21 protein-coding genes and 1 tRNA gene are annotated in these 22,137 nt (G+C 39.6%); 4 read left to right on the top strand and 18 right to left on the bottom strand.

Translation table 11 applies throughout. From position 1 onward, the window contains the following. Positions 1-60: 60 nt before the first annotated feature. Positions 61-903: a MotA/TolQ/ExbB proton channel family protein gene (locus GSF09_RS03725; RefSeq protein ID WP_159799594.1), complete on the bottom strand. Its 843-nt coding sequence runs from the start codon at positions 901-903 to the stop codon at positions 61-63. A gap of 372 nt (positions 904-1,275) precedes the next feature. Between GSF09_RS03725 and GSF09_RS03720 the strand changes: the two genes are divergently transcribed. After that, entirely contained in the window at positions 1,276-1,635 is a 360-nt protein-coding gene (locus tag GSF09_RS03720) for a cupin domain-containing protein (protein WP_159799593.1), read from the top strand. A 5-nt stretch (positions 1,636-1,640) separates the two neighbouring features. On the opposite strand, the gene GSF09_RS03715 is transcribed toward GSF09_RS03720, so the two are convergent. Beyond that, positions 1,641-2,990 (bottom strand): NAD(P)/FAD-dependent oxidoreductase, encoded by a 1,350-nt coding sequence (locus tag GSF09_RS03715; protein WP_159799592.1) that lies wholly within the window; start codon positions 2,988-2,990, stop codon positions 1,641-1,643. 190 nt (positions 2,991-3,180) lie between these two features. Here GSF09_RS03715 and GSF09_RS03710 point away from each other — a divergent pair, with 190 nt between their 5' ends. Beyond that, positions 3,181-3,336 (top strand): lmo0937 family membrane protein, encoded by a 156-nt coding sequence (locus tag GSF09_RS03710; protein ID WP_159799591.1) that lies wholly within the window; start codon positions 3,181-3,183, stop codon positions 3,334-3,336. Between the two features lie 252 nt (positions 3,337-3,588). Here the strand turns inward: GSF09_RS03710 and GSF09_RS03705 are convergent. From GSF09_RS03705 to mraZ, 15 genes are all read right to left on the bottom strand, one after another. Beyond that, a tRNA-Arg gene (locus GSF09_RS03705) sits at positions 3,589-3,661 on the bottom strand. A gap of 12 nt (positions 3,662-3,673) precedes the next feature. Further along, positions 3,674-4,123 (bottom strand): GatB/YqeY domain-containing protein, encoded by a 450-nt coding sequence (locus GSF09_RS03700; protein WP_159799590.1) that lies wholly within the window; start codon positions 4,121-4,123, stop codon positions 3,674-3,676. 87 nt (positions 4,124-4,210) lie between these two features. Then, a complete protein-coding gene (gene ftsZ / locus GSF09_RS03695; RefSeq protein WP_159799589.1) occupies positions 4,211-6,166 on the bottom strand; it encodes a cell division protein FtsZ in 1,956 nt (651 codons plus the stop codon). Between the two features lie 13 nt (positions 6,167-6,179). Next, positions 6,180-7,559, bottom strand: coding sequence for a cell division protein FtsA (gene ftsA, locus GSF09_RS03690; protein ID WP_159799588.1), 1,380 nt, complete (start codon positions 7,557-7,559; stop codon positions 6,180-6,182). 3 nt (positions 7,560-7,562) lie between these two features. Further along, positions 7,563-8,285 (bottom strand): cell division protein FtsQ/DivIB, encoded by a 723-nt coding sequence (locus GSF09_RS03685; RefSeq protein ID WP_159799587.1) that lies wholly within the window; start codon positions 8,283-8,285, stop codon positions 7,563-7,565. Then, complete coding sequence (gene murC / locus GSF09_RS03680) at positions 8,272-9,624, bottom strand: UDP-N-acetylmuramate--L-alanine ligase (RefSeq protein WP_159799586.1); 1,353 nt, start codon at positions 9,622-9,624, stop codon at positions 8,272-8,274. The genes GSF09_RS03685 and murC overlap by 14 nt, the downstream gene beginning before the upstream one ends. A 14-nt stretch (positions 9,625-9,638) precedes the next feature. Further along, complete coding sequence (murG, locus tag GSF09_RS03675) at positions 9,639-10,730, bottom strand: undecaprenyldiphospho-muramoylpentapeptide beta-N-acetylglucosaminyltransferase (RefSeq protein ID WP_159799585.1); 1,092 nt, start codon at positions 10,728-10,730, stop codon at positions 9,639-9,641. 23 nt (positions 10,731-10,753) lie between these two features. After that, positions 10,754-12,061, bottom strand: a complete 1,308-nt coding sequence (locus GSF09_RS03670) for an FtsW/RodA/SpoVE family cell cycle protein (protein WP_159799584.1) — start codon at positions 12,059-12,061, stop codon at positions 10,754-10,756. A gap of 66 nt (positions 12,062-12,127) precedes the next feature. Further along, entirely contained in the window at positions 12,128-13,459 is a 1,332-nt protein-coding gene (gene murD, locus GSF09_RS03665; protein ID WP_159799583.1) for a UDP-N-acetylmuramoyl-L-alanine--D-glutamate ligase, read from the bottom strand. A 2-nt stretch (positions 13,460-13,461) separates the two neighbouring features. Then, positions 13,462-14,688, bottom strand: a complete 1,227-nt coding sequence (gene mraY, locus GSF09_RS03660) for a phospho-N-acetylmuramoyl-pentapeptide-transferase (protein ID WP_159799582.1) — start codon at positions 14,686-14,688, stop codon at positions 13,462-13,464. 6 nt (positions 14,689-14,694) lie between these two features. Then, entirely contained in the window at positions 14,695-16,155 is a 1,461-nt protein-coding gene (locus GSF09_RS03655; protein WP_159799611.1) for a UDP-N-acetylmuramoyl-L-alanyl-D-glutamate--2,6-diaminopimelate ligase, read from the bottom strand. Then, positions 16,155-18,134 carry a penicillin-binding protein gene (locus tag GSF09_RS03650; protein ID WP_159799581.1) on the bottom strand — a complete coding sequence of 660 codons (1,980 nt, stop codon included), beginning with the start codon at positions 18,132-18,134 and terminating at the stop codon, positions 16,155-16,157. The genes GSF09_RS03655 and GSF09_RS03650 overlap by 1 nt, the downstream gene beginning before the upstream one ends. Then, positions 18,125-18,475, bottom strand: coding sequence for an FtsL-like putative cell division protein (locus GSF09_RS03645; protein ID WP_159799580.1), 351 nt, complete (start codon positions 18,473-18,475; stop codon positions 18,125-18,127). Before GSF09_RS03645 ends, GSF09_RS03650 begins: the two co-directional genes overlap by 10 nt. Positions 18,476-18,477: 2 nt before the next feature. Further along, positions 18,478-19,374 carry a 16S rRNA (cytosine(1402)-N(4))-methyltransferase RsmH gene (rsmH, locus tag GSF09_RS03640; protein WP_159799579.1) on the bottom strand — a complete coding sequence of 299 codons (897 nt, stop codon included), beginning with the start codon at positions 19,372-19,374 and terminating at the stop codon, positions 18,478-18,480. After that, complete coding sequence (gene mraZ, locus GSF09_RS03635; RefSeq protein WP_159799578.1) at positions 19,361-19,831, bottom strand: division/cell wall cluster transcriptional repressor MraZ; 471 nt, start codon at positions 19,829-19,831, stop codon at positions 19,361-19,363. Before mraZ ends, rsmH begins: the two co-directional genes overlap by 14 nt. 402 nt (positions 19,832-20,233) lie before the next feature. On the opposite strand from mraZ, the gene GSF09_RS03630 reads away from it, so the two are divergent. After that, on the top strand, positions 20,234-20,995 hold the full coding sequence (locus GSF09_RS03630; protein WP_159799577.1) for an alpha/beta fold hydrolase: 762 nt from the start codon (positions 20,234-20,236) through the stop codon (positions 20,993-20,995). A 40-nt stretch (positions 20,996-21,035) separates the two neighbouring features. Beyond that, positions 21,036-21,656: a ribosome biogenesis GTP-binding protein YihA/YsxC gene (yihA, locus tag GSF09_RS03625; RefSeq protein ID WP_159799576.1), complete on the top strand. Its 621-nt coding sequence runs from the start codon at positions 21,036-21,038 to the stop codon at positions 21,654-21,656. On the opposite strand, the gene GSF09_RS03620 is transcribed toward yihA, so the two are convergent. After that, on the bottom strand, positions 21,649-22,134 hold the full coding sequence (locus GSF09_RS03620; protein ID WP_159799575.1) for a GNAT family N-acetyltransferase: 486 nt from the start codon (positions 22,132-22,134) through the stop codon (positions 21,649-21,651). The two genes, yihA and GSF09_RS03620, sit on opposite strands and share 8 nt — an antisense overlap. Between the last annotated feature and the right edge of the window lie 3 nt (positions 22,135-22,137).

Genomic DNA, 22,137 nt, shown 5'->3' with positions numbered 1-22,137 from the left:
AGTGTATATTTACTCACACTTTCATACCTTAATTTTTTTGTTTTTACTTTTATCTAAAAATTATGCATTGTTGTTAGCACGTGCCCTAAACCTTCTGTAAGTTTGGGTAATTGCGTAACCAGCCTCATCTATAGAGTAAGTAAGCTTGTCGATTTTAGCTGTAAATGAGTTGTATGCAATAATTGCAAGGGTTGAAGTTGCAATACCTGTTGCAGTGTTAATAAGCGCCTCAGAAATACCGTTTGCAAGCTGTGCAGAGTCTGGAGTAGAACCGGCGCCAAGAGCAGAGAACGCTTTAATCATACCTGTTACCGTACCTAATAGACCACATAGTGTACCAATAGATACAAGAGTTGATATTACAACAAGGTTTTTCTCAAGCATTGGCATCTCAAGAGAAGTAGCCTCCTCTATTTCCTGCTGGATAGCAGCCTCAGCCCTTTCACTGTCAAAACCTTCCCTCTTAACTTCTTCATATTTCAATAAGCCCGCTTTAACAACATTGGCAACAGTACCTTGTTGCTTGTCGCACTCGGCAATCGCTTCATTAATGTTTCCGGCTTTAATCTGAGCCTGTACTTTCTTTACAAAAGTTTCTACATTTCCATTTCCGGCAGCTTTATTAATAACGAACAGACGCTCGATAGAGAACACAACCGACATTAAAAATAGTCCCATAAGCACTGGTACTACATAACCACCTTTGTAAACCATACCAAGATAGTTTCCAGGCAGTGGATGCCCTTCTGGATCATTATTTTCAAAGTTTGAAGGGTGGCCCATTATATATTTCCATACTAGTGCACCAATCACCAAACATAATACAATAGCCAATACAGCGAATAGATTTGACCCTTTAGAATCACCTTTTTTTTCAACCTTCTGAATAGATGCGTTTGCCATTTTTTTTTAAATTTAGTTTTTCTTGATTTTAATAATAGTTATTATGTGTAATCTTAAAATTATAAGATTGGCAAATTTAATTTTTTAGGAGATAAAAAAAAATAAAATGATTTTTTTTATCAATTCTTAACGTTAATTTATTGTTAAGCCACAATTATTTAAGCCTTTTCCACTATTTGATTAATTAAATTTATTTTATAAATTTCACATAAAGACTACTATAAATTATAAATTGTTTTAAATTAATAAAGATTACTTATAAATAACACAATACAGATTAATTTATTGTGCGCGCATAATAAATTTTAAATTAACTATAGCGGTAAGTATAATAACGCAGCTTTACTTTAATTATTTTCAAAATTTGAAAAAATGAAAAACTTTTTTGTGCAGAAATCACCTTTTATTGTGCCTACAAATGATGGTAAAGTAATAGAAGAGCATTTTGGAATCGCTTCAAATGGCGATAAAAATATATCAATAGCACACATGGCAGCACCGCCGGGATGGAGCGAACCCTTTCAAACTCCCGAATTTGATGAATATACTTATATAATAAAAGGCAGGAAACAGTTTATAATAAACGATGAGGCAATAGTCCTGGAAGCAGGCCAGTCTATTAAAATTGAAAAAGGTACAAGAATCCAATATTCTAACCCTTTTGCAGAACCTTGTGAATATATATCAGTATGCTTGCCTGCGTTTTCACTTGATAAGGTACACAGGGAATAAAATATTTATTGCTTGTTATTTAAAAGCTCAAGTATTTTATTTTCTACTTCTGGGCTATTCCAAACCTGCTCTATGTTTTCCATCTGCATCACTGCCTCCATAATATCCCTTTGGTGGTCGCCCAGTGCCAGCGCCTCGCTATAGGGGCGCTCACTAAAAGTAACGCGGCTGTATAGCGGTAGCCATTTGTCAGGATACTTTTCCGAGAAATATTTTTCAATCTTCTTTTGCAGCAGGAATTTTGAATCGGCAGTTTTGCTGCTCATTTCCATAAAATTCCTGTACGACAGTTCTGCAATTGCGTCTGCATTGGGTTTACGGCTTTTTTCATACTCACTGAAAACAGATAACCAATCGTCCCCATACTGTTCCATTAACTGGTTCAGCACGGTTATATCTTCAAAACCGGCATTCATACCATGACCGTAAAAAGGTACTATAGCATGGCATGCATCACCTATTAGTGCTACTTTATCCTGATAAGTCCAGGGATAGCATTTCATAGTTACCAGTGAACTTGTGGGATTCTTAAAAAAGTCTTCAACAAGTTTTGGTATAACATCTACCGTACTGGGAAAATATTTTGCAAAGAAATCCTGCAGTGTTTTCTTGTCGTTTAATGCCTCAAAAGAATTTTCTCCCGTAAAAGGCATAAATAAGGTACAGGTAAAACTACCGTCTAAATTCGGCAGGGCTGTCAGCATGAAATCCTGCCTGGGCCATATGTGCAGGGAATTTTTATCTAATTTATGGGTACCATCCTCATTAGCAGGAATATTGAGCTCCTTATATCCTAATTGCAAAAATTCCTGAGAATAGTTAAACATATTTTGGCGCTGCATCCTGTGGCGCACCCGTGAAAAAGCTCCGTCAGCTCCAAAAACCATATCATACTTAAAATCCTGCCACTCCCCTCTTTCGGTTTCACCTATATGCAATGTTGCTTCAGCAAGCGTTACATCCCAAACCTTTGTATCAAAAAAGAATTCAACACCTTCATTCTCGGCCAGGGTAACCATTTTCCTGTTGAGCACACCTCTTGATATAGAATAGATGCTTTCACCATCCTTACCGTAGTACTGAAAAGTGAGCGGTTTATCCACCAGATGTATAGCCCGCTTATCCATTGGTATGGCAATTTTCCTTATTTCGTCTCCCAACCCCAGATAGTCAAGAGCTTTCCAGCCACGGTTTGACATTGCCAGGTTTATGGAACGTCCTGAAAACTGAATTGTCCTAATATCAGGACTGCGGTCATAAACATGAACTGTATGGCCTGCTCTTTTAAGGTATATTGCCAGCAGAGATCCCACAAGTCCGGATCCTACTACAGCAATCTTACGGGGAGTTTGCATGTAAGTAATTCTAAATAAACAAGGACTACAAAAGTAACCATTTAAAAAATAACTGCCCCTGCTTATTATCATTTATTTAGACCATTGTTTTTATTAAGAAAACATTTACTATTAAAGTATTCTTAATTAAATAATACATGCAAAAATTATTACCTAATTTTAATCTAGCTAACTTTTAAAAACACTTATTATGAGAGATTTAATCTGGTTAATCGTTGTAATCCTTATTATAGGATGGCTGGTAGGATATTTTGGTTTTGGTGAAGCCGTAGGAAGCCTTATCCATATACTACTTGTACTTGCAATTATCGGTATTCTTTACCGCCTTGCAGTGGGAAGACGATAAAAGCCTTATCTAAGACATAAAAAACCCCTTTAGTCAGGGGTTTTTTTATTTTAAGCTTATCCTGAATAGCAAAATGGCTTAAAGCTTATTACCGTAAAACAAAATTTGTATATTGTTTTACTAATAAAAAATGTAATTCTGAAGAAGAAATATTTTACTATCTATTCTGTATGATTAGTATATATAACTCCCTGTTATTAAATCGATTGACCAAAAGCTTTCAAGTCCATCAATTGAAGGCTTTTATTATTGTGACCCCATCGGGATTCGAACCCAAATCGTCAGAACCGGAATCTGATATTCTATCCAATTGAACTATGGGGCCTTTTAATATTGCTTATGATAAAACTTTTTTTACTACAGTAGAAATTGTTTTACCATCGGCACTGCCTGCTAATTCTTTACTGGCAAGCCCCATGGTTTTGCCCATATCTGCCATACCCGAAAAATTATTGTCAGCTACTATTTTACGAACTATAGCCTCAACTTCATCTTCATTTAACTGTGTAGGAAGGAATTTTTCAATTACTGCTGCCTGCGCTATTTCAGGTTCAGCCAAATCCTGCCTGCCCTGCTCAATATAAATACCTGCGCTATCCTTGCGCTGCTTAACAAGTTTTTGCAGCAATTTTATTTCTTCTTCCTTTGGTAATTCCTCTTTAGCACCACTTTCGGTTTGTGCAATTAATATGGCCGATTTAACAGCTCTTAATGCTTCCAGTGTTACGGTATCTTTTGCTTTCATGGCCGTTTTCATAGCGTCCATGATATCGTTTTGTAAACTCATAGGGAAAAATTTTGTGCTTGCGAAGATAAAAAAAATAACCCGAAAACAGTATATGTTTTCGGGCTAAGGTTCACACATTTGGGTTAGTTAATCCACATTATCATGCAGGAACGAGTTGTTAGAACGCAACTGTAAATCGTCATTACTATCTGTTCCTAATGAAAAACGTGATTTGCTATTGTCAGCGCGGGAATCTGTTAATTCCACTCCCATGCGTTTGTATGCAGGTTCTTTTTCATATTCATCTACTTTTGAAGGACTATTATGGAACTTATAATTAAATTCCTTCATCTTTTTCCTTCTTTCCTCTGCCCTGAGCCTAAGGGTTTCTTCTATAGTCATTTCAACAGGGGAAAAATCTTCCGAAGCAACCGTATTTTGTTTTGGCTGCTCGTTTTCTTCTGACTTCCTAAAAGTAAATTTTAATTCCTCTGCTACATTTTCTTCAGCTTTTACTTCCGGTTTAGACTGTAAAAGCTCATTTTCCTTTTCAAGATATTCTTCCAGCGAATACCTCACTATTCCTGTTTCATTCAGTTCAGTAACAGGAACTACCTGTACAGGCTCATTTACTTTTATATCTTTTATATCTTTGGTTTCATCTGTTAGCTGAAAAAACTGTTTTTCTTCCTTTTTTACATTATCTGCTAAAAGGTCGAAAGAAAACGAGAATTGTTCTTCTTTTTCAACTATTACAAATTCAGGATCATTTACTTCTATTTCCCTTACATCTTTAACCGGTGCCGGCACAGTTTCCTTTTCAGGGGAAACTATTTCAAAAAACACATCAAGGTTATTTATATAGTCTGAAGAAGGAAGGGACTCAACTTCAGCTTCAGGCTTTTTTTCGTTAACATCTTCCTCAAGAGAAAAAACAACTTTTTCTTCCTCATTAACCTGTGCCTGCATTGGTTTTTCTTCCTGCTTAGGTTCAGCCGGGGCAGAAAAATCAAAAGATGGTACAGCAGCTTTTTTAGAAAGGTCGGTTACAAGCCTTTGCTCTTCTTCAAGCGCATGGATAATTTTTTTAGGCTCGGTATTAACTATTTCATTCTGTTGCTCCACATTAAAGCCTGTTGCAATAATTGTTACCGCAATAGCCTCACCCAAAGCCTCATCTTCACCAACACCCATTATAATATTGGCATTAAATCCTGCCTCTGCCTGTATGTGGTCATTTATTTCTCCTATCTCATCAATAGTTATTTCATTAGTGCCCGAAACTATGAGCAGCAATACATTTTTAGCGCCTGTAATTTTATTGTCGTTAAGTAATGGTGAGTCCAAAGCATCAACAATGGCATCTTTTGCCCTGTTCTCCCCTGTGGCCATGGCAGAACCCATGATAGCCGTACCACTGTTGGAAAGAACGGTTTTAGCATCCTTAAGGTCAATATTTTGTGTGTAATGGTGGGTTATAACTTCTGCTATACCCCTTGAAGCAGTTGCCAAAACTTCATCCGCCTTAGAGAACCCTGCCTTAAAACCAAGGTTACCATACACTTCCCTAAGTTTATTATTATTGATAACGATTAAGGAATCTACATTTTTCCTCAATCTTTCTACTCCTGATAACGCTTGTTCGGAGCGGACTTTACCTTCAAACTGAAATGGTATTGTTACTATACCCACGGTAAGGATATCCCTTTCCTTGGCAAGTTGTGCAATAACCGGTGCAGCACCAGTACCGGTACCTCCACCCATACCCGCTGTTATGAATATCATTTTGGTGTTGGTGTCCAGCATTTTTTCAATTTCGTTTATGCTTTCCAGCGCGGCCTGCTGTCCCACTTCAGGGTTGGCACCGGCCCCAAGCCCTTCGGTAAGGCTAACACCCAGTTGTATTTTATTAGGCACAGGGCTGTTTTGCAGTGCCTGGGAATCAGTATTGCATATTATAAAATCTACACCCTTGATCCCTTGCTTAAACATGTGGTTTATTGCGTTGCTGCCACCGCCGCCTACACCAATTACCTTGATTACGTTCGACTGGTTTTTAGGCAGGTCAAACGAAATGTTTCCAAAATCTGTACTACTCATCATAATCAATCGGGTTTTATTCTGCGTTATCTAAAAAATCTTTAATCTTGTCTATATACTTGTCAAAAAATGACCTTTTTACCTTACCTTCAGTAGAGTCTTGCCTTTGTGAGGTTTCCTGTACCGCAACCGTTTCCATTTCCGGCTCTTCATGCTGCTGTACCATTTCCGGCGCAGGCTGCTTTAAAACAGGTTCGCTGGCTTTAAGCTCAACCAGAGGTGTGGCGCTTTTTGTATTGTTGCGTATGCTGTTCATTACAAGACCTACCGCTGTTGCATATAATGGGCTTGAAATTTCCTCATCTGAATTTCCTGCCAAATGCTCGTTAGGATAACCTATCCTGGTATCCATGCCGGTTATATATTCCACAAGCTGCTTAATATGCTTTAATTGTGAGCCTCCACCTGTTAATACAATACCGGCAATAAGTTTTTTACGAGGGTCTTCATGGCCGTAGGCTTTTATCTCTGCAAAAACCTGTTCTATTATTTCAACCACACGGGCATGTATTATTTTAGAAAGGTTTTTTAACGAAATTTCTTTTGGTTCACGCCCCCTTAATCCGGGAATTGAAACTATTTCATTATCCTTATTTTCACCCGGCCATGCCGAACCAAACTTTACCTTAAGCAATTCGGCCTGCTTTTCAATAATAGAGCAGCCTTCTTTAATATCCTCGGTAATAACATTTCCGCCAAAAGGTATAACTGCGGTATGCCTGATTATTCCATCCTTAAAAATAGCAAGGTCGGTTGTGCCGCCACCTATATCAATAAGTGCCACTCCCGCTTCTTTTTCTTCCTGGCTTAGTACAGCATCTGCCGAAGCAAGGGGTTCAAGCGTAAGCCCCGAAAGGTCCAGCCCGGAACTTTTAATGCACCTGCCCACATTGCGTATGGATGAAGCCTGGCCTACCACTACATGAAAGCTGGCCTCCAGCCTACCGCCATACATACCTATAGGCTCTTTTATTTCGCTTTGCCCGTCTATTTTAAATTCCTGGGGCAAAACATGTATAATTTCTTCTCCCGGAAGCATTGCAAGTTTGTGCACCTGGTTAATAAGCTGGTCAATATCGGCATCGCCAATTACTTCTTCCGGATTATTCCTGCTTATATAATCGCTGTGCTGTATGCTGCGGATGTGCTGCCCTGCTATGCCTACAACAACGTCATTTATTTTATAGCCTGAATCAGCCTCAGCTTCACGCACGGCATCCTGTATAGATTGTATGGTTTGGGTTATATTGTTAACCACGCCACGGGCAACCCCAAGGCTTTTGGATTTTCCCACGCCCAGTATTTCCAGTTTTCCGTACTCATTTTTCTTTCCTATCATGGCAACAATCTTTGTTGTCCCGATATCTAAGCCTACTGCAATGCTGTCTCTTTCCATATTCTATTTTTTGGTGCACACAACCTGTTGTGTAAATTTCAGATTAATTGTTTTGTAACTGCCTATAAGTGTATCTTTAACCGCATCCTGAAAAAATGCTTTATAGTTTTTAAATTTCGCATCAGCATTTATTACCCTTCCAAAATCCACTTCATAATCATAGTTCCTGTTTTTAAGGATAAGGCTCCCCCCCGGCGTTATTTGTATTCCAATAATGTTTTTCTTTAAAAAATCATCATCAAAAATATACTTGAGCACATAATGCAATTGTTTTTTTCCGATTGCCTTAACACTGCCGGTAACAAGCGGAACCCTTGCCGTGTAATTTTCTGAAAGCGGCATCTCTGTTCCCTTGTAATCAACATAGTAAGATTTGCTGCCTTCATATACCCTTGCTATAGGCTTTTTCTGGCGGATAACAGCTTCGATTTTACCGTCAACTGTGGCATAAACTTCTGCCTTGTCAATCATCGGGTTTTCATCGAGTCTTTTTTCCACGTTATTCAAATCTAATTTATCTTTCCTTATACCCGTAACGCTGTCATAATTTTGTATCAACAACTTATTAACTTTGTCAGGCGTTATAAAACTTTCATTTTCAGCAAATTCTATTTTTGCTTCTGTAAACCATCGCTTCTCGTTGCGGTTCGATGCAAAAGAAAAAAGGAAAACCACAACTGCCAGCATTAATACCAGCCTTACATTATTCCAGTTAATTTTTTTCATCCAGTATCTTCTTTATTTCAGGCACCATTTCACCAATATCACCTGCCCCTATAGTTACAATAACCGAGGCATCTGTCTTTTTAAGTAAAGTGAGCAAATCTGCTTTGTCAAGCAGCATTTTGTTCTCATTATCCATCATGTCCAAAAGCCATTTTGAAGTAACACCTTCAACAGGCAATTCCCTTGCAGGGTATATATCCAGTAATACTATATTTTCAAAAGCTGAAAGGCTTTTTGCAAACCCTTCCGCAAAATCCCTTGTGCGGCTGAACAAATGCGGCTGGAAAACAGCCAGTACCTTTTGCCCGGGGTACAATTCACTCACAGCACTGTAAACAGCATCAATTTCTGTAGGGTGGTGCGCATAATCATCTATATATACCAACCCCTGCTTTTTAACCTGGTAGGAAAACCTTCTTTTTACCCCTTTAAATGATTTAAGTGCTTTTACAATATCGGCCGCTGCAACACCATAGGTATTTGCCATAGCAAACGCAATTAAAGCGTTAAAAAGGTTATGCCTGCCCGGCAAGGCAAACTGCACATTGTTTATATCTTCTGCAGGTGTTTTAATATTAAACACATACCAGCCGTTTTCAATTCTTATATTGTGGGCTGTAAAAACAGCTTCTTCATCCACACCCACTGTAATACCATCCAAAGGCAAGCCCACCGGTACAAAAAGGTGGTCTTTATTTTCTATTTTGGCAGCAAATTCCTTAAACGAATCCTCTATAGCATTGGCATCCCCATAAATATCAAGATGGTCTGCATCCATAGAGGTTATGCATGCCATATCAGGATGCAGGTGCAAAAAGGAACGGTCAAACTCATCTGCTTCAACCACTGTTACTGTTTTTCCGCTTCCTATAATGTTAGAATTATAATTTTCTACTATACCACCCAAAAAAGCTGTAACATCTACCCCACTCTCATAAAGTATATGCCCTAAAATACTGGACGTTGTTGTTTTACCATGCGTACCCGCCACTGCAAAGCAATAGGTGCCCTGGGTAATTATACCCAGCACTTCGGCACGTTTTTTTACCTCAAAGCCGTTTTGTACAAAATAGTTCCATTGCAGGTGGTGCTTCGGTACGGCAGGTGTAACCACAACCAGTGTATTTTCTTTGTTCAGGTAAGGCAGTTCAATCAGTTCTACCTTATCATCAAAATGTATGTGTATGCCCTCTTCCTTAAGTTCATGGGTAAGCTGGGTAGGTGTACGGTCGTACCCGGCTACATTTTTGCCCAGCAATTTAAAATAGCGTGCAAGGGCACTCATGCCTATACCGCCTATGCCTATAAAGTAAACATTATGTATTTTATCGAGCTGCATATCGCAATCCTGTCTTACTTTTTAATTAACTTAACTATTTCGTCAACAATATCATTTGTTGCGTTGGCCTTAGCCAGCTTTTTTATATTACCGGAAAGCTTCTCCCCCTTTTCTTCATTAGCCAGTAAATCGGTAAATACAGGCTGAAACTGAGTATCGAGTTGTGTTTCCCTTAGCATCAATGCACCTCCCTTATCTGCTACTGCCTGTGCATTTTTCGTCTGGTGGTCTTCAGCAACATTGGGAGAGGGTATAAAAATTACAGGTTTTCCAACAATGCAAAGTTCTGATACCGAAGAAGCCCCCGAACGGGATATTACAACATCGGCAGCAGCATATACCAAATCCATCCTGTCAATAAATGAAAGCACCTGTACACCATCTCCGTGATGATGCCTATATTCATCAAAATACAGTTTACCGCACTGCCAAATAACCTGTATGCCCTGTGCTTTAAGCCAGGTAAGCTCTTTGGCTATCAATTGGTTTATCCTTCTTGAACCCAGGCTGCCCCCTAACACTAAAAGCGTTTTTTTAGAAGCATTAAGGTTAAAGTGGCTTACAGCTTCTTTATGCTTTCCTTCAATATTCAATATATCCTGGCGTACAGGGTTTCCCGTAAACACTATTTTACCGGCCGGGAAAAACTTTTCCAGTCCTTCATAGGCCACACATATTTTCTCTGCCTTTTTAGAAAGCCACTTATTGGTTATCCCCGGAAAGGAGTTTTGCTCCTGTATAACGGTAGGGATATTTAACATAGAAGCTGCCCTTAATAATGGCCCACTTGCAAAACCGCCTGTGCCAATAACCACATCGGGCTTAAATTTCCTTACTATGTTTAGTGACCTGTATAAACTGTTTACCAGCTTTAAAGGGAACATGGCATTATCCAGCGTTAGCCTACGCTGTATGCCCGCAATCCACAGCCCTTTTATCTGGTAGCCGGCCTGGGGCACCTTTTGCATCTCCATTTTATCGCTTGCACCCACAAACAGTATTTCACTTTCAGGGTAGCGGCGCTTTAATTCATTAGCAATGGCAATAGCTGGGTAGATATGCCCTCCCGTACCGCCTCCGCTTAATATGAATTTTGGATTTGCCATTTTTATTGTATTAATATATTTTATTATTTACCCATTACTGCACGCATGGGATTTGTATTATCCTGAACTGAATATGCAGTTTCAGCCAGCCCCATAGCTTCTGCTTCTTCCTGCTGTTTCTCTTTTATTATATGTTCATCAATCATTCGTTGCAAAGCCGCTTCCCTTTCTTCCTTCTCCGCCATTTCCTGTGCTATTTCTTCCTCTTTCCTGGTCACACTGATTATTATACCGATTGAAATACATATCATCCATATTGAACTTCCCCCGCTGCTTATAAGCGGTAATGTCTGCCCGGTAACGGGAAGTAATTCTACCGCCACGCCCATATTGATAAGTGCCTGGAATATTATAGGGAAACCCAAACCAACAATAAGCAACTTGCCGAAAAGCGTTTGCGCCTTATGTGCCGTAACAAGAAACCTGAAGAACAGCATGAGATACAGGAATAAAACCGCCAAACCACCAACAATACCATACTCTTCCACTATTATGGCAAAAATGAAATCGGAAGATGATTGCGGCAGAAAGTTTTTCTGTACGCTTTTGCCAGGCCCAAGCCCATATACCTGTCCTGATGCTATAGCTATTTTTGCCTTTTCAATCTGGTAGTCATCTTCATTAGGTGCATCAGATATAAACCTGTCAATACGGCTTATCCAGGTATCTACCCTGTTAGGCAGCGCATCAGGAAAAGCCTTTGCAAAAAGCACAAACAGTGTTAGCATGGTTATACCCATACCAACAATTGCCGCAAGGTACTTTAAAGGGTATCTGCCCACAAAAACAAGCATACACACCATAGAAAACATTAGTGCGGCTGTTGAAAAGTTTGCCGGCAGCACCAATGCCAGTATTATAAATACAGGCAGCCAAAGCTCAAAGAATGACGATTTAAAACTAATTTCCTTGTCATGCACTTTGGCAAGGTAGCGTGCCACATATACCATCAGTACTATAAAAGCCAAAGCCGAAGTTTGGAATGTAACCCCAATAAAAGGTACTTTAATCCAGCGGCTGGCATTAGCACCATCAATCACAGTGCCCTGCATAAAAGTATATATCAGCAAAATGCCTACAATTGGCATTGCTATCTGCGACAATCCTTTGTAATAATGATAGGGCACTTTATGCACAAAATAAATGAGTGCAAAACCAATAAATATATGAACCAGGTGCTTAACCAGATAACCAATGGTAGAGCCTTTGCCGATAACATACACAAGGTTTGTACTTGCACTGAAAACCGGCATAAAAGAAATCAGGGCCAGCAACATTACAAATGACCAGATTCCTTTATCTCCCTTTAAGTTATTAATTAAGTCTTTCATTTCAATTTTGTTTCAACTTATCATTTATATTCTTTGCATTGCTTAGAATAATGACAAGTGCTTTTGTTATAAATTCATAACCGAAGCTTTAAACTGCCTGCCACGGTCTTCATAATTTTCAAAAAGGTCAAAACTTGCACATGCCGGCGAAAGCAATACTGTATCTCCTTTTTCAGCCAGCCTTTGTGCCATTTTTACCGCTTCATCCATACTGGTAGTTTCAATCATTTCATCTACCACATTGCCAAATGTGTTAATAATTTTATGGTTGTCCACCCCAAGGCACACAATAGCCTTTACTTTTTCCCTTACCAAAGGCATCAGTTCATCATAATCATTACCCTTGTCAACACCGCCAACTATCCATACAGTTGGCGTAGTCATACTGTCCAGCGCAAAAAACGTAGCATTAGTGTTGGTAGCCTTACTATCATTAATATATTGCACGTTTTGTATTTTAAGCACTTTTTCAAGTCGGTGTTCAACACCCTGAAAATTTGAAAGGCTTTCCCTTATGGTTTCCTTCCTTATGCGCATTAGCTGTGCAACTGCTGTTGCTGCCATTGCATTTTTTACATTGTGCTTACCTTCTAATGATAATTCGTTTATTGGCATGGTAAAATCTTCGTTATTTATATTGCTTATAATATTATTTCCATTTACATATATCCCTTCTTTATTATCCCCCGAAAGAGAAAAAGGAATTGTTTTTGCCCTTATGGTGTGTCCGCTAATCCACTTTACCAGCACCGGGTCATCTGCATCATATACCAGAAAATCATCTTCGGTCTGGTTCATCGTTATCCTGAATTTGGCCGCTATATACAGTTCATAGTTATAGTCGTACCTGTCCAGGTGGTCCGGGCTTATATTTGTTATTACTGCTATGTGCGGGCGGTAGTTAACTATTCCATCCAACTGAAAGCTGCTAAGTTCCAGCACATACCCTTCATTTTTATTTTCAGCAACCTGCCAGGCAAAGCTTTTGCCTATGTTGCCTGCCAGCCCTACATTTAGCCCACCCTGTTTTATAAGGTAATGGGTTAGCATTGTAGTGGTGGTTTTACCGTTGCTTCCTGTTATGCCTATAGTATCCACATTAATGAACTGTGCTGCAAATTCAATTTCCGATATTACAGGAACTCCTTTTTTATGCAGCAGTTTTACAATGGGTGACTTATCAGGTATGCCGGGGCTCTTCATAACCATATCAGCATTCAGTATTAAATCTTCTGTATGCTTTTCTTCTTCCCACTCCAGCTTATTAAGTGCAAGAACTTCTTTATAATTATCCTTAATCTTACCAAAATCAGATACAAAAACATCATATCCTTTTTTCTTGGCCAGTATTGCTGTGCCTACGCCGCTTTCTCCACCTCCTAATACTACCAGTTTCATACTTACCTTAGTTTAAGTGATACAAGTGAGAATATGGCAAGCAGTATGGCTACAATCCAAAAACGGGTAACAATTTTGCTTTCATGATAACCCTTCTTCTGGTAGTGGTGGTGCAGAGGCGACATAAGGAATATCCTGCGCCCCTCCCCATATTTTTTCTTGGTGTATTTAAAATAGCTTACCTGCAATACTACCGAAAGGTTTTCCGCAAGGAAAATACCGCACAACACCGGTATTAAAAGCTCTTTTCTTACAGCAATGGCAAGCACCGCAATAATACCACCTATGGTAAGGCTGCCCGTGTCTCCCATAAAAACCGTGGCAGGGTAAGTATTATACCATAAAAAGCCTATGAGCGCACCCACAAAGGCAGTTATGAAAACAGTCATTTCGCCGGAGTTGGGTATGTACATTATATTGAGGTAATTGGAAAATATAATATTACCCGAAACAAAGGCGAAAATGCCCAGCGTTAATACTGCAATGGCTGATGTACCTGCTGCAAGCCCGTCTATACCGTCAGTAAGGTTGGCACCGTTAGATACTGCTGTAATTATAAAAATCACTATGGGGATAAATATCAGCCATGCATAATCTTTATAATCATCGCCTGCCCAGGATACCAGTTCGGCATAATCAAACTCATTATTCTTAAAAAAAGGTATTGTGGTTGCAGTTGATTTTTCCTCTTTTACCGCCGAAGAAACTATAGTTTGCTCAGTACTGTAAATATTAATTTTAGAAGTATCTGTCCTTACCGTAACACCCGGGTGAAAATAAAGTATATAGCCCACGAAAAGCCCAAGCCCAACCTGCCCTACTACTTTAAACTTACCCTTCAAACCTTCCTTGTCCTTCTTAAATATTTTTATATAATCGTCTATAAATCCGATGCTGCCCATCCACAAGGTGGTAACTATCAGCAGCATTACATATACATTATCCAGCTTAGCTAAAAGCAGGACAGGTATAAGTGTAGCCACTATTATTATCAGTCCTCCCATGGTAGGGGTTCCCGCTTTTTGTGCCTGCCCCTCAAGGCCAAGTTCCCTAACGGTTTCTCCTATTTGCTGCCTGCGCAGGAAATTGATGATTTTTTTACCGAAAACGGTAGATATAAGAAGCGACAATATTACTGCCAGCCCCGAACGAAACGTAATGTACTGAAACACCCCCGTACCCGGAACATCCCAGTGCTTATCTAAATATTCAAATAAATAATACAGCATACGCTTCTATTTTTTTAATTGTGCTAATATTTCCTTTACCGTTTCCATATCATCAAAATGATGGCGGACACCTTTAATTTCCTGATAGGTTTCATGGCCTTTTCCCGCTATCAGTATTATATCTTTTGGTCTTGCAAGCTGGCAGGCAATTTTTATAGCCTGCTTCCTGTCAACAACCGCAACAGTTTTCCTGTAATTTTGGGGCTCTACACCCTTTTCCATATCTTCAATAATATCTTCCGGCACTTCACTCCTGGGGTTATCGGAAGTAAATATTGCCTGGTCGCTCATAGAAGAAGCTATATGAGCCATAACCGGCCTTTTGGTTTTATCCCTGTCGCCACCACAGCCTACTATTGTAATAAGCTGTTCATTCCTTGTCCTGATATTTTCAATAGTTTTTAAAACATTTTCAAGTGCATCGGGTGTATGGGCATAATCCACTATTGCAGTAATGCCCGTATCAGAAATTACAAACTGGAACCTGCCCGATACACTTTCCAACTCGCTCATAAGCCTCAGTACTTCCTGCTCCTCCAGGCCCAGGTTAACTGCGGCAGCATAAATTGCAAGCAGGTTATAGGCATTAAAAGTGCCTATAAGCTTAACCCATACTTCCTGCTCATTTATTTTTAATAACAGACCTGAAAGCTGGTTTTCCAGTATCTGTGCTTTATAATCAGCATACGTTTTAAGTGCATAGGTTAGTTTCCTTGCCTTGGTATTCTGTAACATTACCAGTCCGTTCTTGTCATCAACATTAACAAGGGCAAAAGCGGTTTTAGGCAAATGGTCAAAAAACGATTTTTTAACATCCCTGTACTCAGCAAAGGTGTTATGGTAGTCAAGATGGTCGTGCGACAGGTTAGTAAAAATACCGCCGGCAAACTCCAGCCCTTCAGTACGGTTTTGGTGTATGCCATGCGAACTGACTTCCATAAAGCAGTATTCTACACCTTCCTTGTTCATTTCGCTCAGGTAACTGTTTATAGTAAGCGAATCGGGTGTGGTGTGCGTAGCTTTATATTCCGTATTTCCCACCATAATTTTCACGGTAGATAACAGGCCGGTTTTATACCCTGCATTTTTGAACAGTTGGTATAATAGTGAAGCTATAGTTGTTTTTCCATTGGTTCCTGTAACCCCAACCAGTTTAAGATTGTGGGAAGGATTATCATAATAATTGGCTGCCATATATGCCAGTGCCGAAGATGAACTGCCAACCTGTACATATGTAATGCCCTGCTTCCTGTCAGCAGGCATATCCTCGCAAACCACAGCGGCCGCACCCAGCCCTATGGCTTTTTCAATATAATCATGGCCGTTGGAAACCGTGCCTTTCACTGCCACAAAAACATCGCCCTGTTTTACTTGCCTTGAGTCAAACTGTATGGCATTTACAGCAATATCTGTAGGACCGTTTACAGCCTCTATAGATGCTCTGTATAATATGTCTTTTAAAACCATCACGATAATTCCAGTATTACAGTTTCTTCCTTGTTTAATTCTCCACCCGGTGCCAGCGACTGTTTTTTAACCTTACCTGCACCAATAACCTGAACTTTTATACCCAGGTTGCCTAATAATGCCACAGCGTCCATGCCGCTCATCCCTACAAGGTTTGGCATAGCTTTAAATTCCTTTTGTGCCTTATCATAGTAAGAAGCATACAATTGCTCCTGTTTTTTAATTTTATCGTTCAGCTTTATCCTGTCAGTTGAAGGCACATCGGTGTATATCTTCTGTGCTATTCTCTTAAACACAGGGCCCGAAACATCTGCACCGTAATATCCTTTGCTTATGCTGGGCTTATGAATTATCACTATGCATGAATATTGCGGGTTATCCGCCGGGAAATAACCTGCAAATGATGATGAATAGTACATATTATCACCTTTGCCTCCACCATAGTTAACCTGTGCTGTCCCTGTTTTTCCGGCCATTGAAAAATTAGGCGAATACAATTTTGAGCCTGTGCCTTTTTTTACCACATTTTCCATTACAGCCTTAACTTTGTCTATAGTTTCCTGCGAGCATATTTTTGGGTTCAGTACTTCCTTGTCAAATTTTTTAATCGTCCTGTTCCACTCCTTTATTTCCTGTACAAAAATGGGTTTTACCATTTCGCCGTTATTGGCTATGGCGTTATAAAATGCCAGTGTTTGCAATGGAGTTAAGGAAACTCCGTAACCAAACCCCATCCACGGTAAGGATATTTTAGACCATTCCTTATCACCGGGTTGCGGAATTTTTGGTGTGCCTTCGCCCTTTATGGAAACACCAAGCTTTTTATTAAGCCCGAAATCACTTAAATGCTTTACGAATTGTTCCGGGTTATCCTTATAATTTTCATATACCGCCTGCACCATAACAGTGTTTGATGAAACCTCGAAGCCTCTTGCCAACGATATTTTACCATAACCGCCCTTACGCGAATCGCGCACTTTACGGTTATAATAAATTATTTCCCCGCCATGAGAATCATACACCTCACTGGTATCTACCTTTTTGTCTTCAAGCAGTGCAATAAGCCCTGCCAGCTTAAAAGTAGAACCGGGTTCCTGCGACTCTCCTACGGCATAATTTATAGTTTCATAATACGAGCCGTTTTTCGCCCTGCCCAGGTTAGATATTGCTTTTACATATCCCGTTTTTGTTTCCATTACCACCACACAGCCGTGGTCAGCTTCATAATATTCAAGTTGCTTAAGCAGGGCGTGATGGGCTATATCCTGTATATAAACATCAATAGTCGAAACAATGTCGCAGCCGTCAACGGGTTCTATTTCATTATTATCGCTAATGGGCTTCCATTGGTTTTTAGCTATTTTCTGCATCCAGCGGCGGCCGTCCTTACCATTAAGATATTCGGCAAAAGCCCCTTCAATACCCACCTCGCGGTTTTCCCCGTAACCGATAGTCCTTTTTGCTATTTTCCCTATAGGATGCTCACGCACTGTATATTGCTCGGTAATAATACCGCCTTTATATGCGCCAAGTTTAAAAAGCGGGAAGCTCTTTATCCTTAAATACTGTGTATAGCTCAAGCCTTTAACTATAAGCATATACCTGTTTTTATTTGCCCTCGCCTTTCTAAGGTCAGAATACAACCTGGCGGATGGCTTACCAAGCATTACCGAAAGCGAATCGGCCAGGGGCTGCAGGTATTTATTAAAATTTTCCTGGCTTGGCGCAAGTGCATCAAACCGTATATCATAATTTGGGATTGATGTAGCCAGCAGGCTGCCATCAGCCGAATATACATTACCCCTGTTTGCAGGTATAACAAAATTTTTAACAGTGCGTTCATGCGCCAGTTTTCTGTAGTAATCGCCCTCTACCCACTGTATATTGGTAAGCTTTATAACAATAAGCATAGCCATCACAAAAATTGAGAAGGCTACCAGGTATATCCTGTAAGAGATTTTTTTATCCTCTACTGCCATAGTTTTTCAAGCGTACTTTTTTCTTCCTCTTTTATTACCTTTATTTTTTTTGGCGGCACCGATGACGGGTATATGCCCCTCTCCTCCATTTTTCTTGAAACAGTCGATTCCATCTTAAGTTCCATAAGTTCCGAACGCCTGTCAACAAACTCAGACCTAAGCTCCTTTACCTCGCTTTCCAACTCTTTAATCCTGAATATTTTTTGCTCATAATTATGGGTATTACCTATCATAAGCATAGCTATCAGGATAAGGAACACTATAAAGCGCCAGTTCTTCATAGAACCCTCGTCTATAAGATATTTTGCTTTCAGCAAACTATAAACCCCGCCTTTAGCCATAATTATATTTTTTCAGCAACCCTCAGTTTAGCACTCCTTGCCCTGTTATTAGCAGTAATTTCCTCCTCTGTTGGCACAATAAGCTTTTCAATACTTTTAAAAGGCACTTCAAAATTGCCATACACATCGCGCTCAGGCTCACCCTCAAACATCCCATTACGCATAAAGCGCTTAACCAGCCTGTCCTCAAGCGAATGATAGGAAATAACACTAAGCCTTCCACCCGGCTTCAGTATTTCCTCGGTTTGAATTAAAAACTCTTTTAAAACCTCTATTTCCTGGTTCACCTCAATACGTATGGCCTGATAAATCTGCGCCAGTATTTTATTGCTTTTATGCGCCGGCAAAAAACGGCTAAGCACCTGTTTTAGCTGCTCAGTATTTTTAACAGGCTTTTCCTTTCGTGCCGCTACTATTGCAGCAGCAAGGCCCGATGCATTTTTAAGCTCACCATAATCAAAAAACATTTTCCTTAGCTGTTGCTCCTCATACTCGTTTATTACCCTGTAAGCATTAAGCTCATTCTTTTTACTCATGCGCATATCCAGTTCCGCGTCAAAACGTGTTGAAAATCCGCGCTCAGGAACATCAAATTGATGGGATGAAACACCAAGGTCAGCCAATACCCCATCTACTTCCTTAACACCATAAAACCGAAGGTATCTTTTTATAAACCTGAAATTTTCAGGCACAAGCACAAACCTTTTATCATCAATACTATTAGCCTGTGCATCCTCATCCTGGTCAAAAGCAAAAAGTTTTCCATTTGCCCCAAGCCTTTTCATTATCTCCCTTGAGTGCCCGCCACCGCCAAAGGTTACATCCACATAAACACCATCAGGCTTAATATTAAGCCCGTCAACAGTTTCTTTTAGCAATACCGGATTATGATATTCCATCTTCATCGTTTAAATTTCCCATTACTTCTTCGGCAAGGTCAGCAAAATCAACCACCGAATCATCAATAGCCTGCTCATACCTGTCCTTATCCCATATTTCAACAATATTAACAGCCGAAGACAGTACAATATCCTTATCTATGCCCGCAAAAACCACAAGGTCTTTAGGCACCAGCAGCCTGCCTGCCGCATCAACCTCCACCATTTTAACACCCGCAGTAAAGCGTCTTATAAAATCATTATTCTTCTTAACAAAACGATTCAGTTTATTTATCTTCTCCATCATTTTCTTCCACTCACCCATTGGATATAATTCCAGGCAGGGTTGAAAAACCGAACGCTTTAAAATAAATCCATCATCAATACCAACAGACAACTGCTTCTTTAAGGGAGCAGGCATCATCAGCCTTCCCTTAGCATCCACCTTACATTCATATGTTCCTGTTATGGCATTCAAGCAGTTACGTTTGTGTTGATTTTAAAGCAAATATATATATATTTTACCACTTTATACCACTTTATACCACATTGTTAATAAGTTTTGACACTGGTTTACCACTTCTATGTTTTAAAAAAAGTTGCTCTTAAGTTTATGTTTTAAAAAAAAGTAAGCCGAACCTGTGCTAGGCTAATAATTTTTGAAAAAATTAGTAATACTTAACATTAAAATTTTAAATTCCTAAAAAATGCTAACGAACATGTATTAAATATGTTAACAACTGATTGTAAGGGATTTAAAACACCTAATAACTTTTAATCATTAAAAACCTTATAAAACACAGGCAGGCATATAAAAAATCAGGTAAATAATAACTTTAATATTATATATTTGTGGTTGATTGAAACGATTATTAAAAGCATGCAAAGCACAAATAAGGACGGCAAATACAGCTATTATGAAGCCGGTGAAGGTACCCCGATTATTATACTGCACGGCTTAATGGGTGGCTTAAGTAATTTTGACGGTGTTGCAGAGTATTTTCCTAAACACGGGTATAAAGTTGTAATACCCGAATTGCCTATATATACACAAAGCCTGCTTAAAACTAATGTTAAGGCTTTTTCTAAATGGGTAAAGGATTTTATTACTTATAAAGGCTTTGACAGGGTAATATTACTGGGCAACTCACTTGGGGGGCATATTGCGCTGTACCACACAAAAATGTATCCCGAGAAAATGCTTGGCCTGGTTATTACAGGTAGTTCCGGCCTTTATGAAAGCGCTATGGGCGACAGCTACCCGCGCAGGGGCGACAGGGATTATATTAAGAAAAAAGCCGGTGAGGTATTTTATGACCCTGCCGTTGCTACCGAAGAAATTATTGATGAAGTATATGCTGTAGCCAATGACAGGCTTAAGCTTATAAAAACACTTACAATAGCCAAAAGCGCAATACGCCACAACATGGCGAAAGATTTGCCTAAAATGCATGTGCCTACCTGCATAATATGGGGTAAAAACGATACTGTAACCCCACCTGATGTTGCTGAGGAATTCCATAAGCTGCTGCCCAACTCATCCCTGTACTGGATTGACCAATGCGGGCACGCTGCCATGATGGAACATCCTGAAGAGTTTAACAGGATTATGCACGATTGGCTGAAAGCTTCGGGGCTATAATTATATTAATATAGCCGGGAGGCTAAAAAACACCTGCTATATGAAAGTTAATACTGCCGAATTTATAATAAGCAACAGTGATGTGGCGAAATGCCCAAACGAACCGTTGCCGGAATATGCTTTTATTGGCCGTTCCAACGTTGGTAAGTCCTCACTTATTAATATGCTTACAGGGCGGAACAGCCTTGCCAAAACATCTGCCAAGCCTGGAAAAACACAGCTTATTAACCACTTTAAAATAAACAGTAACTGGTTTCTTGTCGACCTGCCGGGTTACGGCTATGCCAGGGTTTCCAAAAAAGCAAAGGAAACTTTTCAAAAATTCATTACCGACTATTTTGAAAAACGGGAACAGCTTGTGTGCGGCTTTGTTTTGATAGACATACGCCTTGAAGCGCAAAAAATTGACCTTGAGTTTATAAATTATCTTGGTGAGGCACAGGTACCTTTCTGCATTATTTTTACAAAAGCCGATAAAATAAGCAAAGGCAAGATAAGCCAGCATGTAGCGGCATACAGGAAACAATTACTGGCCAATAACTGGGAAGAGATGCCACAGTATTTTGTTACCTCATCTACAGAGGGTACCGGCCGTGATGAACTTTTAAATTATATAGATACGGTTAACCAGGAAATATTTAAAAATCAGGGATTTAAATAATTTTCTTTTCCATCTGGAAATTGGTAAAAACCTGTCCGTTAAATTCTACTTCCTGCTGCCGTAGCAAAGAATATCCTTTCACTGTAAAAAAGGGTTTTGCCGTTATTGATACTGCTACGGTTATAACTTTTATTCCCATTTGTATGGCATAATCCTCTATCCTTTCGGTTATACCTGCTGCTATGCCCTTGCGCTGGTAGTCCTTATGCACAAAAAGATGGTCAAAATACCCCGTATTATCTATATCGCCAAAACCACATATTACCCCGTTAAGCTCGGCAACAACTGTATAATGCTTTTGCAATTTATCTGCCCATTTATCTTCATAAATAATATCAGGAGCCCAGGCTTTGGTTTGTTCTTCGGTATAATGCTGCCTGTTTACACTGCGTACAGTATTACGAAAAAGGCTGATTACCGCTGCGGTATCCTCAACTTTAAATTCTCGGAAGGTTATATCCATAAAAAAGCGGCTCATAGC

The sequence above is a fragment of the Flavobacterium sp. MK4S-17 genome, assembly GCF_009848495.1.
Taxonomy (GTDB): Bacteria; Bacteroidota; Bacteroidia; order Flavobacteriales; family Flavobacteriaceae; genus Flavobacterium.
This window is presented reverse-complemented; position numbering and strand designations above follow the sequence as displayed.